At 47.7% G+C, this 16,797-nt stretch carries 17 protein-coding genes, 2 pseudogenes and 1 other annotated feature; of the genes and pseudogenes, 6 read left to right on the top strand and 13 right to left on the bottom strand.

The window, feature by feature from the left end:
* Positions 1-202: 202 nt before the first annotated feature.
* The gene (gene cls / locus AC3CIC_RS10135; protein ID WP_488514515.1) at positions 203-1,663 is read right to left on the bottom strand and encodes a cardiolipin synthase; all 1,461 of its coding nucleotides are present in this window, start codon (positions 1,661-1,663) and stop codon (positions 203-205) included.
* Positions 1,664-2,052: 389 nt separating this feature from the next.
* Here cls and AC3CIC_RS10130 point away from each other — a divergent pair, with 389 nt between their 5' ends.
* The 4 genes from AC3CIC_RS10130 to AC3CIC_RS10115 all read left to right on the top strand — a co-directional run bounded on the left by AC3CIC_RS10130 (position 2,053) and on the right by AC3CIC_RS10115 (position 5,707).
* Positions 2,053-3,399 (top strand): sodium-dependent transporter, encoded by a 1,347-nt coding sequence (locus AC3CIC_RS10130; RefSeq protein ID WP_488515900.1) that lies wholly within the window; start codon positions 2,053-2,055, stop codon positions 3,397-3,399.
* 156 nt (positions 3,400-3,555) lie between these two features.
* Positions 3,556-4,227 carry a TIGR01621 family pseudouridine synthase gene (locus tag AC3CIC_RS10125; protein ID WP_017007377.1) on the top strand — a complete coding sequence of 224 codons (672 nt, stop codon included), beginning with the start codon at positions 3,556-3,558 and terminating at the stop codon, positions 4,225-4,227.
* Between the two features lie 261 nt (positions 4,228-4,488).
* Complete coding sequence (locus AC3CIC_RS10120; protein ID WP_488515899.1) at positions 4,489-5,433, top strand: class I SAM-dependent methyltransferase; 945 nt, start codon at positions 4,489-4,491, stop codon at positions 5,431-5,433.
* A gap of 16 nt (positions 5,434-5,449) precedes the next feature.
* Positions 5,450-5,707 carry a hypothetical protein gene (locus AC3CIC_RS10115; protein ID WP_016961306.1) on the top strand — a complete coding sequence of 86 codons (258 nt, stop codon included), beginning with the start codon at positions 5,450-5,452 and terminating at the stop codon, positions 5,705-5,707.
* 242 nt (positions 5,708-5,949) lie between these two features.
* Here the strand turns inward: AC3CIC_RS10115 and gspS2 are convergent, their stop codons facing one another.
* The 12 genes and pseudogenes from gspS2 to AC3CIC_RS10055 form a co-directional block, all read right to left on the bottom strand.
* Complete coding sequence (gspS2, locus tag AC3CIC_RS10110) at positions 5,950-6,351, bottom strand: type II secretion system pilot lipoprotein GspS-beta (protein ID WP_394209950.1); 402 nt, start codon at positions 6,349-6,351, stop codon at positions 5,950-5,952.
* Positions 6,352-6,382: 31 nt separating this feature from the next.
* Positions 6,383-6,685, bottom strand: a complete 303-nt coding sequence (locus tag AC3CIC_RS10105; protein WP_016961308.1) for a YciI family protein — start codon at positions 6,683-6,685, stop codon at positions 6,383-6,385.
* Positions 6,686-6,775: 90 nt separating this feature from the next.
* Positions 6,776-7,176: pseudogene (gene yciA / locus AC3CIC_RS10100) on the bottom strand (acyl-CoA thioester hydrolase YciA).
* 64 nt (positions 7,177-7,240) lie between these two features.
* Complete coding sequence (locus AC3CIC_RS10095) at positions 7,241-7,789, bottom strand: septation protein A (RefSeq protein WP_488514514.1); 549 nt, start codon at positions 7,787-7,789, stop codon at positions 7,241-7,243.
* A gap of 178 nt (positions 7,790-7,967) precedes the next feature.
* Entirely contained in the window at positions 7,968-8,789 is an 822-nt protein-coding gene (trpA, locus tag AC3CIC_RS10090; RefSeq protein WP_488514513.1) for a tryptophan synthase subunit alpha, read from the bottom strand.
* Entirely contained in the window at positions 8,789-9,979 is a 1,191-nt protein-coding gene (gene trpB, locus AC3CIC_RS10085; RefSeq protein WP_016961312.1) for a tryptophan synthase subunit beta, read from the bottom strand. Before trpB ends, trpA begins: the two co-directional genes overlap by 1 nt.
* Before the next feature lie 9 nt (positions 9,980-9,988).
* On the bottom strand, positions 9,989-11,356 hold the full coding sequence (gene trpCF, locus AC3CIC_RS10080) for a bifunctional indole-3-glycerol-phosphate synthase TrpC/phosphoribosylanthranilate isomerase TrpF (protein ID WP_488514512.1): 1,368 nt from the start codon (positions 11,354-11,356) through the stop codon (positions 9,989-9,991).
* On the bottom strand, positions 11,356-12,357 hold the full coding sequence (gene trpD, locus AC3CIC_RS10075) for an anthranilate phosphoribosyltransferase (protein ID WP_488514511.1): 1,002 nt from the start codon (positions 12,355-12,357) through the stop codon (positions 11,356-11,358). Before trpD ends, trpCF begins: the two co-directional genes overlap by 1 nt.
* Before the next feature lie 26 nt (positions 12,358-12,383).
* On the bottom strand, positions 12,384-12,983 hold the full coding sequence (locus AC3CIC_RS10070) for an aminodeoxychorismate/anthranilate synthase component II (protein ID WP_488514510.1): 600 nt from the start codon (positions 12,981-12,983) through the stop codon (positions 12,384-12,386).
* Positions 12,980-14,563, bottom strand: a complete 1,584-nt coding sequence (locus AC3CIC_RS10065; protein ID WP_016961316.1) for an anthranilate synthase component 1 — start codon at positions 14,561-14,563, stop codon at positions 12,980-12,982. The genes AC3CIC_RS10070 and AC3CIC_RS10065 overlap by 4 nt, the downstream gene beginning before the upstream one ends.
* Positions 14,560-14,835, bottom strand: a pseudogene (locus AC3CIC_RS10060) (3-deoxy-7-phosphoheptulonate synthase); the annotation flags it as partial. The pseudogene AC3CIC_RS10060 and the gene AC3CIC_RS10065, both read right to left, overlap by 4 nt.
* A 31-nt stretch (positions 14,836-14,866) precedes the next feature.
* The gene (locus tag AC3CIC_RS10055) at positions 14,867-14,995 is read right to left on the bottom strand and encodes a hypothetical protein (protein WP_488514509.1); all 129 of its coding nucleotides are present in this window, start codon (positions 14,993-14,995) and stop codon (positions 14,867-14,869) included.
* 70 nt (positions 14,996-15,065) lie between these two features.
* Positions 15,066-15,160 (bottom strand) — a sequence feature (Trp leader region).
* 122 nt (positions 15,161-15,282) lie between these two features.
* On the opposite strand from AC3CIC_RS10055, the gene rnm reads away from it, so the two are divergent.
* Entirely contained in the window at positions 15,283-16,149 is an 867-nt protein-coding gene (gene rnm / locus AC3CIC_RS10050; RefSeq protein WP_016961319.1) for an RNase RNM, read from the top strand.
* Positions 16,146-16,766, top strand: coding sequence for an L-threonylcarbamoyladenylate synthase (locus tag AC3CIC_RS10045; protein WP_017004142.1), 621 nt, complete (start codon positions 16,146-16,148; stop codon positions 16,764-16,766). The genes rnm and AC3CIC_RS10045 overlap by 4 nt, the downstream gene beginning before the upstream one ends.
* Positions 16,767-16,797 lie beyond the last annotated feature (31 nt).

Raw genomic sequence — 16,797 nt, 5'->3', positions numbered from 1 at the left:
TATTGTTGATACTGAGGTAAAGGGAGTTTGTCTACATTTCCGCCGATGGCGAACGAATGGCAAGCGAATGTAAACCATGAGACAAAGAATAGCGACGGCTGAAACTTTGTAAATAAATGTAAAAACATGATTAACTTATCATTTATAGGTGGCTAAGTTAGGTGAGGAGCACAATCAAATCTGAACGAAGATCAAGTTTTTGCTATAGCAAAGGGCTAAACATGTAGAAAAACTGCTCGATAGGACGATTGATAATAGAGCGCTTTGACCACTCCGCCAAACTGACACTGGTAGAGTCTTCAATGTAAGATTGCTGTAAAGCCAACATGTCTTCACAGAAGTCAGGGTCGTCAACACAGAGTGTTAATTCAAAATTCAGCCAAAGGCTGCGCATGTCTAGATTGACTGTACCCATCAGGCAGAAGTTGTCATCAACCATGACTGATTTTGTGTGCAGCAAACCGCCATTGAATCGATAGATATTAATTCCCGTACGAAGCAGGTCATTGAAGAAAGATCGGCTCGCCCAATCCACCATTAAGCTGTCATTCTTTGCCGGAATAATGATATTCACGGTAACGCCGCGTTGCGCCGTTGTTTGAAGTGCACTCAACAAGCTTTCGCTAGGGACAAGATAAGGCGTCGTAATTGTCAGGCTCTTTTTTGCCTGATGAATGGCCAGCATAAGCACTTGCTGAATGATACCATCCGGCATACCTGGACCAGACGGCGCAACCTGAACGGAATGGTTTGCATGCTGGTGCTGCTCAATGAGGCTACATTCTGGTAAATCAGGCAAGTAGCGCAGACCGGTTTCAAACTCCCAATCCCACGCAAAAATACTATTCAGGATCGGAACAGAAGGGTCATCGACCTTGACCATAATATCGACCCACTGACCAACACCTGCGTTTTGTTTGAAAAAACGAGGATCGACCAAGTTCATTGAGCCGGTATACCCAATCTTGTTATCGATGATAACCACTTTACGGTGCTGACGAATGTCTAAACGACGTAAGAACATACGCGCGGGACTGACCGCCAAGGCTTCGATCAATTCAACGCCAGCTTGACGCATCGCATCCGGCCAGTGGCTTCGGAAAAACGCTTTGCTGCCTGCTGAATCCAGCAATATTCGCACGGTAACGCCGCGTCTTGCCGCAGCACACACGGCATTTGCCACATCATCAGCATGCCCGCCAGGGTGCCAGATGTAGAAAACCATATTGATGGAAGACTCAGCTTTTTGAACGTCTAAGGCAATATTTCGCAGAATGTCAGCGGTTTCACTAAGCAAAGAGAGTTGGTTGCCAGCCAGCGCAGGGATGCCTGCCCGACGCAAACACAGATCGTGAACAGGCCGAGCGAGAAAACTATGATGATGCGGGCGATGTGCTTCGCATTCATTGAGGGTCTCAAGCCAGCTAAGGTAAGGGGTAAACATGGCTTTGGCTCGTTCAGCCCGCTTCCTGCCAAGGTTGAGTTCACCAAACAATAAATAGAGGATAACGCCGACGATAGGAATGATGTAGATGATCATCAGCCAGGCGATAGAAACACCCAGCGCTCTGCGTTTTAACACTACACGTATGGTGACACCGGCAATTAGCAGCCAATAAAGAAAAACACTTGCCCAAACAAGGATCTGATAAATCTGTTCCATATCAATCTAGTTAGCCCAACTCGACTTCCAATATAGAGTGAACGCACACAGTATGCACTGTATTTAGTGTCTCGTATTAGCAAACGCGAAGTATTGCGCACTGCTCGTCAACGAAAGATGGCGAGTTGATGATTTTTTGTATCCGAAGTGTGGTTATAAAGTAATCGAAATGAGGGGTAAATTGGAGATTTATGTCGGCTAAATGAAAAATATAACGCTATCGCTTCAAATTTTATTCCTAAACTGGTTTACTTGCCATGCCTGTATTGAAAACGGGTCAACTGTCTCCTGTAAAAATAAGTTTACAAGCCAGCAGGGGAGGTGCCATGGAATGGCAGAAGACGCTGGGTATGGATATCAACATCATCGTTTGTAGTGAGAGAGTGTGTATGGCAAGCAGTAATAGAGCCCAGTTTTCCTCCCGATTAGGATTCATTCTGGCAGCGGCAGGTTCTGCCGTAGGTCTCGGTAATATTTGGGGTTTCCCCACACAGGCAGCCAGTAATGGTGGCGCTGTTTTTTTAATCACATACTTGGTCATGGTCTTTATTTTGGCTTATCCACTGCTGGTGGCAGAGCTGACAATTGGCCGATTCGGTGCATCTAACCCTATACGCTCCCTTATTTCAGTTGCACCAAAACACAAACTGCTGGGTTCTGCCGTTGGTATTGCAGGCATGCTAGGTGTGAGTGGCATATTGAGTTTCTACGCCATTGTTGCCGGTTGGTTTTTTGGCTTCTTGATTGGCCCGTTACTCAGCGCCTTCGGTTTTGATAGCGCAGCGGCTTGGCTAGAAGGGTTTGGTATTGCACGTAACTTGGTATTGATGGGCGTGTTTATGCTGTTGACCGTTTTGGTCGTGCGTAACGGCGTTGCGGATGGTATTGAAAAGTGGTCAACCCGCCTAATGCCTGTGCTTTTCGTTTTGTTTATCGCCATGGTGGGCTACACCCTGCTTCAACCCGGTGCGATGGAAGGCCTGAGAATGTTCCTCGTCCCTGACATGTCGCATTTCTCACCAGATTTGATGGTGAGCGCAATGGGTCAGGCGTTCTTCTCTCTGTCCATCGGTGTGTGCACCATGATGGTCTATGGTTCGTACCTGCGTAAAGATGCGAACTTACCAAAAACGGCTGCACAGGTTGCGCTGTTGGATACGGGTGTTGCCTTCGTCGCGGGTCTATTGATTTTGCCAGCGATGTTCGTGGCGCAGAAAAACGGCGTGCAGATATACAGCGAAAGCGGTGCGTTGTTGGATGGTGATACCTTGGTATTCAGCGTACTTCCAGCCATGTTTGACACCATGGGCAGCGCAGGCTTGATTGTGGGCGTCGCATTCTTTGCTTTGATGGTGATCGCAGCGCTGACTTCTTCAATTTCAATGCTTGAAGTCCCCGTTGCCTGTATCTCAGAAGAGTTGGACAAAGATCGTAAAACCGTCGTGTGGTGGGTTGGCGGTGCAATTGCATTGTTCTCCTCCTTGATTATTTTCAACTTTGGCAGCATGTTTGGCACAGTCATCAGCGTGACTACCGAATACGTGCAACCAATCCTCGGTGTGATCATGGCGCTTATTGCAGGATGGATTTGGAAGCGAAACGAAGTGTTGGAAGAGTTAAGCCACGGCAATCCAGAACTGGCAAACAGCACGTTCTGGAAAGTATGGCCAACCTATGTACGTGTCGTTTGTCCTATCTTGATGGCGCTTGTGTTCTTCTGGCCGCTATTTAAATAAAGGTTACTCGAGCATAAAGCTAAAAAAATCCTCAGCCTTGCTGGGGATTTTGGCTTTATGCGATACGTGACTTCTCCCTCGCCGCCATTCCGTTTACACTCGGCGCTGTTTTTTTTGTTCGCAATGACTTTCGAACTCACAACTATAGGGTTAGGCATGTTTACTCTGGTCTTTCAGAATGAAGACTTTTTGGTCATCGATAAGCACCCAGGGATCAGTGTCCACAAAGATGACAATGAGCAACCCTTACTCGCTGAAGTGGCGAAGCATACGGGTGACAAGCAACTCTATTTGATTCATCGCCTCGACAAAATGACATCAGGTCTTTTACTGCTTGGTCGTCATCAAAAAGCAGCCGCTGAACTTTCGCTGATGTTTGCAGAAAAAACCGTGCGTAAATTCTATGTGGCGGTTTCAGCGAAAAAGCCAACGAAAAAGCAAGGGACCATTATTGGCGACATGATGAAAAGTCGTCGCTCAATGTGGAAACTGCTGACCAGTAAAAATAACCCTGCCGTCACCCAGTTTTTTTCGACTGCGGGTGGCGAAGGTCGCCGCTTGTTTCTTTGCAAGCCACACACTGGAAAAACCCATCAAATACGCGTGGCGTTAAAGAGTGTGGGTGCAACAATTTTAGGTGATGACACCTACGGTGGAGCCAGTGCCGACCGCGGCTATCTGCATGCCTATGCGTTGCAATTTAGTCATTCAGGTGAGGCGTTTGAATTTCTGTTACCGCCATCAATGGGTGAACAATGGCCAACGCTGCCTGAAGAATGGCAACAGCCATCATCGCTTTTGTGGCCTAAATTACCGAATCAAAAATAATCGAGTTGATCTGTCACTAGCAGGTCATTGATCTCCAAGGAAGGAGAGCGTTGGAGAGATGCATGCAGCACACCCGCAATAAAAATCGCAGTTTGAAACAGTCACGTCTTTGGGCGCTGGCCAACATTAGGCGTCAGCATAAGAAAAAGGTCGCACGCACACGCACGCGACGTAACTGTGAATTCTATAACCTTCAGATGAGCGGTGTTCCTGTTGAACTTTCCAACATCTCAACAGAAGAAATAAAGGAAACAAACCATGATGAAGCCTGATGCGCTAAAGATCTTTTTTGACGTGATCGCTGATCGTATTGCAGCGTGTGGCGATGAAGTTAGACGCGTGTTCCATGGTCGTGGGCGATGCTATGAAGGCTTAGAACAAATTACCGCGGATTGGCTTGGTAACGGTGTTCTGCAAATCGCTATCTTTAAAGAAGACGAACCTGAGTTTTATACCGCGCTTCGCGATGGCGTGAGCCAATTTTGCCAAAGTGATGTGTGGCGAAAAGTAGGTGGTAAAACAGTCGTTGTGCAACACCGAGACCGTGAAGGGTCCGAAACGGAAACCTTGATGGGTGAGATGCCGTTCCAAATCAATGTGGTTGAGAATGGCTTGAGCTACACGCTTGATCTGGGTAAGCGTCAGAACAACGGTTTATTCTTGGATATGCGTCTTGGCCGTCAGTGGGTGCAGGAAAATGCAGCGCATAAATGCGTGCTAAACCTTTTTGCTTATACCTGCGGGTTTTCCGTTGCTGCTGTTGACGGCGGCGCTGATAAAGTGGTGAATCTGGACATGGCGAGATCATCGCTTTCCCGAGGCCGAGAAAATCATCAATTGAATCAGCATAATCTGAACAAGGTGAGTTTTCTGGGTCATGAACTTTTCAAGTCGTGGGGTAAAGTGAAGAAGAATGGGCCTTATGATCTTGTGATTATTGACCCACCGTCGTTCCAGAAAGGCAGCTTTGTTCTTACCAAAGATTACGCCAAAATCTTACGTCGCCTGCCGGAGTTAGTGTCTGAAGGTGGTGATGTGTTGGCTTGCGTGAATGCACCAGATGTAAAACCAAGCTTCTTGGAAGAACAGATGGCAGAGTTTGCGCCACAGTTTGTGTTTGTCTCTCGGCTTGAGAATCCACCTGAATTTGAAGATATTGATACAGACAGCGCGCTAAAAGTGATGCATTTTAAACGTCAGGACTAAATGACGGAGCTGCATCATGGACGCATTTCAACGAATAGACGCATTGGATTCAGGTCATCATAAGGTGATTTATCATGATGAGCGATGGGGACTGACGGTAAAGCGTTACAGTAACGGTCATGCGGTGAAAGTGTTTGCGGAAGCGTTATCTGGTGGAGATTTTATCAGTGGAAATCTGTATCTGATTGATGATGTTTGGTCACTCAAACCTTGTGAAATGCCAAGAGAGAAGGTGATGTCTTTCATTTTGGGATTTACGTTGATAGATGAATAATACCAATCGGAATAAGTATTCAGGCATTCTTGCTGGTTAAAATCGGCAATAACTGCGTCAGAGATTTTGTAAGTAGAATAACGAGTTACTGCAATTTCCTCTTGGCTCTTGACGATTTCTCCTGCGTGAATTTATCACCGCTTACTTAATCCGATTGGTATAATTTTAGCCTCTAGGCGCAATAAAAAATCCCGCATTTTGCGGGATTTTTTGTATTCATCAGTGTGCTTATAATACCAGCATCATGACGACTTGGCGCAGTCGTTAAGCGTAATGGAGCGCTCTAATACTGGACGCCCACGTGCGTCACGAAACAAAAGGTTATAGCTCACACCCATTTCCAATAGTGAATAGATTTCATTATCGACACAGTAGGTTTTTAGCAATTTGTCGACCAATGCTTCGGGTGCAACATCGCCACTGCCTGAATAGAGCAAGGTCAGTTCAATCGCCGTGCTGTTTGATGTTGCGCGAACCAAATTGTAACCGTTCATTGTAACGGGCACGATTTTGCTCAAAACATCAGCTCTCTGCTCGGCGAATGTCTCAGCAATGTCTAGATCTGAAGTGCTAGAACAAGCCGTTAATATCAGAGCCATTGCGCCAGCTAGGGCCAATCGTCCTGTTGTAGAAAATTGTCGCATTACGGGATCCTGTGCGTTAGCTGTCAGAAAATCAGGCTGGCAGCACTTTCTTGAAAGGTTTAACGATAACGTCTTTATAAACGCCAGCTTCGATATATGGATCAGCGTCTGCCCAAGCTTTTGCATCATCAAGGCTATCGAACTTTGCGATGACGGTAGAGCCAGTAAAACCTGCTTCGCCTGGGTCTTCACTGTCGATAGCAGGGTTTGGACCTGCAACCAGCAAACGGTCTTGAGATTCAAGATCTCGCAGTCTTGCCAAGTGTTGCTCTCTAACTTGCAGGCGCAATGGCAAACTGTTTTCAACATCTTGTGAAAAAATGACGTACCACATCCTTGTTTCTCTCCCGTGTTAATTCGTCTTCACTTTTCTTCGGCTTATTGTATGCAAGGCTAAAGGATCATGCTGACGATGTTGTCTGATTTATGACTTATTTATCGCTCTTGGGCGGCCTTCACCGTCAATCGCCACATAATTAAACGTTGCTTCGCAGACTTTTCTGCGTTAGCGTCAACCCCGTCTGTTGCAACGGGTTTAACCCATACTTCTAGTCCAACACTCATCGAGGTACGCCCAATACGTGTGCATTCGCCGTAGCAACATACTACGTCACCGACGGAAACGGGTGTCTTGAACACGATCTCTTCTACAGAGACGGTGACGACACGCCCATGGGACACTTCTTTTGCCAAAATGGCGCCAGCCAAATCTAATTGAGACATGATCCAGCCACCAAAAATGTCACCATTGGCATTGGTGTCAGCAGGCATCGCCAACGTTCGCAGCAATAATTGGCCGCGTGGGCAATTGTTTGTTTCCGACATCTTACTACTTCCGAGATGAGGTGTTTATTCACTAAATAGGGCGTATAAGCACCGCCCAGATCAACTATTTTGAATCGGTAGAATCTGTTTCTTTTGGCATGTGTTTGTATATATATACGCCTGTCACCAACGTATAAATCAAAGTAATAGCCATCAAGCCAAACACTTTGAAGTTCACCCACACATCTAGTGGCATGGTGTAGGCGACATAGACATTGAGTACCGCCAGTACAGTGAAAAAGGCCACCCATGCACTGTTGATATTTCGCCAAACCACATCAGGTAAGGTGATTTCTTTACCCAGCATGCTTTTGATAAGTGGTTTCCCCATGATTTGAGAAACGAGCAGACCAGCGGCAAACAAGACATACACGATGGTGACCTTCCATTTGATGAAATTGTCATCTTGGAAAAATAGCGTCATACCACCAAAAACCGCGACCAGTGTTGCAGTGACGATCTGCATTTTCTCTACTTTCTTATAGAGCACCCACGTCAAGATTACTTGGATGATAGTCGCCACAATCAATGCGCCCGTTGCCGTGTAGATGTCGTACATCTTGTAGAGCGCAAAGAAGATAATTAATGGGATAAAGTCGAGGAGCTGTTTCATTTAGATACGTGTCCTTGTTTGCCTCCCAAAGCAAATCGCGAGGGGGCTTTCAATATGACCTTGAAGTTTACCCAAATCTTGCAGCAGATAAAACGTGAATGGTGTTGAGTAAGGCCTCTACATAGAAAAAAGCCAGCGTAACGCTGGCCTTGGGAGTAAACGTGGGTATTTGGTTTGGTTATTTAACGGTAGCGGCTTTCATGCTAACCACAAACTCGCCTAACTCTTTGAGCATATTGTTATGGTCATCAACGTTACGTTCGATAATTTTGACCACGGCTGAGCCTGAAATTGCGCCCGCTGCACCAGCAGAAATTGCTTCTTTAACTTGTGCAGGTTCGGAAATACCAAAGCCCAAAAGAGGGCGTGGTGCATTAAAAGCGGAAAGCTGCTCAATCAGGTGATCAATAGGTTTGCCTGCTTTGGTTTCTGCGCCCGTTACACCAGCACGAGAAAGTAGGTAGGTATAACCACCACCTAGCTCAGAAATGGTTTTCAGCGTTTCTTCGTTGGCGTTAGGCGGTGCGATGAAAATCGCGTGAACGCCATACTTGGCAGCAGACACACGAAACTCTTCAGATTCCCCCGCTGGCACATCAGCAATCAAGACTGAATCCACACCTGCATCGGCACATTTTGCATAGAAGTTGTCGATACCGTTTGCGAACACGAGGTTGGCATACATCAACAGACCCATCGGAATGTCTGGGTGGTTTGCACGAACTTGGCGAAGAATATCAAAACAGTTGTCAGGTGTTGTGCCTGACTCCAATGCGCGAATTGCTGCGCCTTGAATTGTTGGGCCATCAGCCAGTGGATCTGAGAATGGAATACCCAATTCAAGTGCGTCTGCGCCGTTTTCAACCAGTGTTTCAATCACCTTTAAAGATTGCTCAGGGGTTGGATCACCAATGGTCACGAAAGGAACGAAAGCGCCTTCACCCTTGGCATCTAATTTTTCAAACATCGCTTCATAGCGGTGAGACAAGGTGGCAGCCATTACATCACTCCTTTTTCTTTCAAAATGTCGTGCACGGTGAAGATGTCCTTGTCACCACGACCGGACAAGTTAACCACGAGCAGTTGTTCTTTTTCTGGGTTTTCGCGAGCCATTTTTAGCGCATAGGCTAAGGCGTGAGCGGATTCCAGCGCAGGAATTATCCCTTCGTGACGGGCCAATTCTTGGAATGCGTCCATTGCTTCGTCATCGGTGATGGCAACATAGTTAGCACGACCAATTGCGTTCAAATGGGCGTGCTGAGGGCCAACTGATGGAAAGTCGAGACCCGCAGAGATGGAATAAGACTCTTCAACCTGACCGTTTGGATCTTGCATCAACGGGGATTTCATTCCGAAGAAAATGCCCAACTTGCCGTGTTTGAGTGGAGCGCCATGTTGGTCTGTATCAAGCCCTAAACCTGCAGGTTCCACGCCAATCAGGCCGACATCTGTATCTTCGATAAAATCAGCGAACATGCCGATGGCATTTGAGCCGCCACCGACACAGGCGATCAAGTGGTCAGGCAGACGACCTTCTCTTTCTAGAATTTGCTGCTTGGTTTCTTCACCAATCATCTTCTGAAATTCACGCACGATAGTCGGAAAAGGGTGAGGTCCAGCTGCGGTGCCGAGCAGGTAGTGAGCGTCTTCATAACTTGCAGACCAATCACGCAATGCTTCGTTACAGGCATCTTTGAGTGTTGAAGAGCCAGAGTGTACTGGAATCACTTCCGCACCCATCAGCTTCATGCGAAACACGTTTGGACTTTGACGTTCAACGTCTTTTGCACCCATGTATACACGGCATTTTAAATCAAGCAGAGCACATGCAAGTGCTGTTGCCACACCGTGCTGACCTGCGCCTGTTTCAGCGATGATTTCTTTCTTACCCATGCGCTTTGCAAGCAAGGCCTGACCAAGCACCTGATTGGTTTTGTGCGCACCACCGTGAAGAAGGTCTTCACGCTTGAGGTAAAGCTTGGTTTTGGTGCCTTTGGTCAAGTTACGCGTTAGGGTTAGCGCTGTAGGGCGACCTGCATACTCTTCCAAAAGACCGATAAATTCTTCCTGAAATTCAGGGTCGCTTTGTGCGTCGATAAACGCTTGTTCTAGCTGGTCCAGCGCGGGTACCAGGATCTGTGGTACATACTGACCACCAAATTCGCCGAAGTAGGCATTCAACTTAGTCATAACAGTCCTTTAGTAATCTCTAAGCGCTGAAAATGCAGCGTCCAATTTTTGTTGATCTTTAACACCCGGCGTACTTTCTACACCTGAGTTGAAGTCGAGTCCTGCGCAGCCTAGTGCTGCGGCTTCTTTGGCGTTGTCACCTGACAGACCGCCAGCGATCATCAGAGTCTCACGTTGATCTTGTGGGATCAGCGACCAATCAAACTGCTTACCGGTGCCGCCGCTTTGTGTGCCAATACGGCTGTCCAACAGATTGCGGTCAGCACCTGCTTCTAGCGTCGGCGCTTTGTCGCTGACGCCATGGGCTTTCCAAATTTGTGTTTCTTGCGGCAATTTCTCGCGCAGCTTGTCGATGTAGTCGCTGTTTTCTTCACCATGAAGCTGCACAGCGGCTAACTTCAACGCTTTCGCTGTGTCTGCCACGTGGTCAACGTCGTGATTTTGGAAAACACCAACGTAATTTAACGGTGCGCCTTCTATGACTTTGCGTGCTGCGTCAAGGTCAACGTAACGCGGAGATTTCTCGACGAATATCAGGCCGCCATAATTGGCGAACGAGTCATAAGCCGCTTTGGCATCTTCTGGTCGAGTCAGGCCGCAGACTTTGTTGTCGCCATACAGTACGCGTCGAGCTGCTTGTTCAACATCGTCTTCACTCATCAGCGAACTGCCAATCAAAAAGCCGTTTGCAAACGGTGCCAATTCACGTACTTGTTGGTGGGTGTAGATACCGGATTCAGAAATCACAATGCAATCTTCTGGCAGGCGAGGCGCCAGTTCTTTGGTACGGTTTAAATCGATGCTTAGATCGCGCAAGTTGCGATTGTTAATGCCAACCACTTTCGCTTTTAGCGCAATGGCACGTTCCAGTTCTTCTTCGTTGCTGACTTCCGTTAGCACACCCAGTTTAAGTTTATGAGCGAGTGCTGACAGTTCGCGGTATTCGTTGTCATTCAGCACAGACAGCATTAACAAAATGGCATCGGCTTGATGGAAGCGTGCAAGGTAAACTTGGTAAGTGTCCACCATGAAATCTTTACACAAAACGGGGCAAGGCACCTGACTGCGGACTTGTGGCAGAAAGTCGAAGTTACCTTGAAAGTACTTTTCGTCTGTCAGGACAGAAATCGCTGCGGCATGATTGCCGTATACGCTGGCGATGTAATCCAAGTCGAAATCATCGCGGATCAGGCCTTTTGACGGCGAGGCTTTTTTGCACTCCAAGATGAACTTTGCTGGTTTTCCTGACAGTGCATCATAAAAGCTGCGATCACTGGGAACCACATCATTGATGAAGCTCTCAAGCGGCTGTACCGCCTTGCGCGCCTCAATCCAAATACGTTTATCCGCAACAATTTTTGCTAGTACCGTTTCCATTAGCTGCTCCGTGACGCAAGTTGCTGAACAAGTTCGAAAGGTTTTCCGCTGCGCATCACATCCAGTGCTTTTTGCGTGTTGGCTTTTAGATCTTCATGTCCGAAGAGGCGCAGTAACATTGCCACGTTAACGGCAACAGCACTTTGTTGTGCTTCGGTACCTTTGCCTTGAAGGATCTGTGTGATGATTTCTCGGTTTTCTTCTGGCGTACCCCCTTCAATGGATTTGAGAGGGTGAGTGTTAACGCCAAAATCTTCCGGTGTCAGTGTGTATTCGGTGATAACGCCATCTTTAATTTCTGCCACGGTGGTTTCACCGTGAATCGCGACTTCATCAAGCCCGCTGCCATGAACAACGGCTGCGCGTTTCAGGCCAAGGGTTTTGATGGTTTCTGCAATCGGCCTTACGAGGGCTTTGTCATACACACCCATTAACTCCAGCGTTGGTTTTGCAGGGTTAATCAATGGGCCTAACAAATTAAAGATGGTGCGTGTTTTCATGGTTTGACGAACAGGCATCGCGTGACGAACACCGCTATGGTATTGCGGAGCGAACAAGAAGCACACGCCCAAGTCGTCTAACGCGCCACGTGCCGTCTCGGGGCTCATGGCCAAATCAATGCCAAAAGCTGCAAGCAAGTCAGAAGAACCTGATTTACTGGATACGCCGCGGTTACCGTGCTTGGCCACTTTCACCCCACAGGCTGCAGCAACAAAGGCGGCTGTGGTGGAAATATTGATGGAGTTCGAGCCGTCACCACCCGTGCCAACGATGTCAGCGAAATCATATTCTGGCGATGGGAATGGGTTTGCATTTTCGGTTAGTGCAGAAGCCGCGCCCGCGATTTCGTCGGGCGTTTCACCTTTGATTTTTAGTGACGTTAATGTTGCAGCCAACAGGATAGGGTCCATTTCACCTTTGATGATGGTGTCGAACAGCTGATGGCTTTCTTCACGAGACAGAGATGCTTGTTCGTAAAGCTTATTAATAATTGCGTCCATGTTTACTCTCCTTGTCCTGTCGTCCATCAGCGTGGCTTTGTCGCCCAGTTGATTGTATTTGTCAGAAGGTCTGCGCCTTTTGTTGTCAAAATTGATTCTGGGTGGAATTGAAAACCCACCACGCGATCAGCGTCGTTCACAACCGCCATGACTAAGCCTTCCACATCCGCGATAACATCGAGCGAATCAGGCACCTTGGTCGCGACCAGTGAGTGGTACCGCGCAATGGTCAATGGGCTCTCAATGTTACCAAACACGGCATGTGCGTTATGTGTCATCTGGGATGCTTTACCGTGAACAATGTCACCTGCGCCAGCAACTACGCCGCCATAGGCTTCAGTGATAGCTTGCTGTCCTAGGCATATGCCTATCATTGGCACACGGCCTTTGAGCTTCAAAATAAGAGCGGGCATACAACCTGCTTCTGATGGTGCGCCTGGGCCGGGTGACAACACAACAACCGGATTCTCTAGCTCTGACAGAGCTTGTTCTATCTGATCAGCCGACAGGCTATTGCGGTAAATAGTGACTGGGTAACCGAGTGAGCGGAATTGATCCACCAAGTTGTAAGTGAAAGAGTCGAAATTATCGACCAGCACGATGTGTGCGTTAACGTGCTGACTCATGCCTGCTCTCCTTGGTGGGCGACTTGAATCGCAGTGAGTACCGCTTGCGCTTTACCTCGGGTTTCATCGGCTTCTGCTTGAGGAATGGAGTCAAATACCACGCCTGCGCCTGCTTGAACCTGTGCGATGCCATCTTCAACATAGGCTGAGCGGATCACGATGCAGGTATCCATGTCACCATGACCGGTAAGATAGCCGACTGCGCCACCGTAACTGCCGCGACGGCTTTTCTCGAACTGGCGAATTAATTGCATCGCGCGAATTTTCGGAGCGCCTGTTAGCGTGCCCATATTCATGCAGGCTTGATAGGCATGCAGGGCATCCAAATCGTTACGCAGTTGTCCCACAACACGTGAGACCAGATGCATCACATGGCTGTAGCGGTCGACTTTTAGCAGGTCTGCCACATAGCGGGTTCCTGGCTCGCTGATACGTGCAACGTCATTTCGTGCCAAATCAACCAACATCATGTGCTCGGCGTTTTCTTTGATGTCGTTACGAAGCTCAAGCTCTATACGGCCATCAAGATCAAGATTGATTGAGCCATCAGTATTTTTGCCACGAGGGCGAGTCCCTGCAATCGGGTAGATCTCGACTTGGTTCGTGTCTTTGCTGTATTTCAGTGCACTCTCAGGCGAAGCGCCAAACAAGGTGAAGTCGGTGTCATGCATGTAGAACATGTAAGGACTTGGGTTACCTTGTTTGAGTTTCAAATATGCATTGAGTGGGGAAGGGCAAGGCAGGGTGAAACGACGGCTTGGCACCACCTGAAACACGTCACCTTTGATCACATATTGTTTTAGTTCATCAACCGCAGCGCAGAAATCTTTATCACTGACGGATACGGTGAGGTTTGAGGTTTCTAATACCTCGGCTTTTGGCATCGGTGATGGATTGATGCAGCTTTCTTTGATGGCTTGAAGTCGTCGGCTTAAATCGTAATAGGTTTCGGCGTTTTCACTGCCACCAAACTGCGTGCCTTGAAGTGTGGCATGACGTCGCTGGTGGTCAATAACCAATAAGGTTTCTGCTACATAAAACAGATAGTCAGGGCAGTTGTTTCCGCGTTCTACCTTAGGCAGTGGCTCGAACTGAGCAACGAGATCGTAGGCAAACAGACCGCCAATCATTAATGCTTGGTCTGGATGTCCATCAAGATTAAAGGCGTGTTGTACGATACGCAGTGCATCAAACGGTGAAGGCTGGCGCAAACGTGCGTCTTCATCTAACGTGCGGTTCTCTTGCGCGAAGTGAAGCAAGAGTAAATCATCAGTACGTGACGATTCAATGTCGAGACCTTGCTTGGAAAGCTCAGCCTCAACGGCGCTCAGTACATTTCTGCCATTTTTGGTTTTAGCTTCTAACTCAACCGTTCGTCCACGGCAGACAATGCGCACCGCGGCATCGATCAGCATAAGGCTTTTCAGGTCTTGCTTGGAATCAACCTCGGCGGATTCGAGTAATAGGCTATAAGGACGATCTTGGCAGACTGTCGCATACAATTCAGTTGGAGCGGCGACGTATGGCACATCCAGGCTCAATACATCGAGTTCGCCTTGTTTTAAAGCGTGATTTTTCACAGCGTTCTCCCTGCTGCTTCTACAAAAGGTTTTAGTTCCTGCATAAGTTGCGCAAACATGCTTTCGGTGAGCGCTTGATGTCCGTCTGACAGCGCTTCCGCTGAGTTGAGGTGACGACAATGCTGGATATCAGCGATTGTATTGATATCAACGATGTTGCGGGTTGTCGTTTCAAACGTTCGAATGCCGCGCCCATGCAAAATAATGTTTGTGTTACCAGTGTCATAGATATAATTAGTGGCTTGCATCAATCCCTCGATAGTGGCGGAAAGTCAACGTATTAACAAGGCTGGGTTGCCATTTTTACTCACTGCTTTTTACCATCAGTGCGACGCTCAGCATGAAAGGCGTCTTTAGGTTACTTTGTTCATTCTTACCGAGCGCCGTTTTTGGTTCTGGCTCAGTGGCTTGGGGTTGCAATACGATGATCATGCTAAAAGTCCTTTCTGTGCTGCCACCTTCGGTAAGGTGCTCAATTGATGCTGGGTGGTCAAAAACAGGGACAAAAAAACCCGCGTTAGGCGGGTTTGGTGACGTCTTTCTTTTGGTTATCACTCATCACACCGCCCGTTAATAGGAGTGCCACCACCAGTTAATCAGTGCTGTTTGTTGAATGAGGTTATGCTGTACCATGAAGACGTAATCCATTTGAATAAGTAATCGTGTACTAGTTAACTAGTGTATGACGATAAAGTCAAGCAACGAATTGAAGAAAAGTCATGCTATTTGATCTACACAGCCACACCACTGCGTCCGACGGACGCTTCAGCCCTGAAGATCTCGTGAAACGCGCTGTTGATTTTCGTGTCAATGTGCTCGCAATAACTGATCACGATACCACTGCGGGTTTGGCTCCTGCGAAAGCTGCCGTGGCAAAGCATGGGCTCCCTTTGCATATCGTCAATGGCATCGAGATATCGACCGTTTGGGAAAACAAAGATATCCATGTTGTGGGCTTAAATATCGACCCTGAAGCGCCAGAATTGGTTGCTTTGATTAATGCTCAAGCCATTCGTCGTGAAGCGCGCGCGGAATTAATCGCGGATCGTCTCGACAAGCAAGGTATGCCCGGTGCACTGGCAGGTTCGAAAGCGTTAGCGGGTGATGTATCACTGACTCGTGCTCATTTTGCACGCTGGATGGTTGAGCAAGGACACGTAAAAACCATGCAGGCTGTATTCAAGAAGTATCTTACGCGTGGTAACCCCGGTTATGTGCCACCGAACTGGTGCACGATAGACGAAGCGGTTGACGTTATTCACAAAGCGGGTGGTCAGGCCGTGATTGCGCATCCAGGTCGGTATAAACTCTCGGCCAAATGGTTGAAACGTCTACTTCAAACCTTTGCTGATGCTGGCGGAGATGGAATGGAAATCGCTCAACCGCAACAATCACCGAATGAACGTCGCCTTTTGGGTGATTATGCCATTCAATTTGGGCTTGCTGGCTCCCAAGGTTCTGATTTCCATTACCCTTCTCCATGGCTAGAATTAGGGCGTAACTTATACTTACCGAAAGGTTGTTCGGAAATCTGGGAATCTTGGACGTTGCCGACGTTAGAAGTGCCCGTAAAGGAGGAAGTATGAGCCAATTTTTTTATGTGCATCCTGAAAATCCACAAGCGCGCTTGATCACTCAAGCCGTCGCTATTGTTCGCAATGGCGGTGTCATTGTTTATCCGACCGATTCTGGTTATGCATTGGGCTGTCAGTTGGAAAACAAGATGGCGTTGGAGCGTATTTGCCGAATTCGTCGTTTGGATGATAAACACAACTTCACCTTGCTGTGTCGGGATCTGTCAGAACTTTCGCTCTATGCGCGTGTTGATAACACTGCATATCGATTGATTCGTAATAATACGCCTGGTCGTTATACCTTCATTTTGAAGGCGACCAAGGAAGTGCCGCGCCGTTTAATGAATCCGAAACGTAAAACTATCGGTATTCGCGTGCCGGATAACCAAATTGCGTTGGATCTGTTGGAAGCCATGGGTGAACCGATTATGTCCACCTCGCTTATTCTGCCGGGCAATGATTTTACGGAGTCAGATCCTGAAGCTATTCGCGATCAGCTTGAGCATGCGGTTGATTGCATCTTGAACGGCGGATTTATGGGTGAGCAACCGACTACGGTGATTGATTTCAGTGATGATAAGCCTGAAATTCTCCGTCGTGGTACAGGTGATACCAGTCCATTCGAATAAGCTTGTATCTCTACTTCTAAGCGGTGGAGGT

The sequence above is a fragment of the Enterovibrio sp. QJM3NY_24 genome (assembly GCF_057786035.1).
The sequence above is the reverse complement of the archived record's forward strand: the minus strand, read 5'-3'. Positions and strand labels throughout refer to the sequence as shown.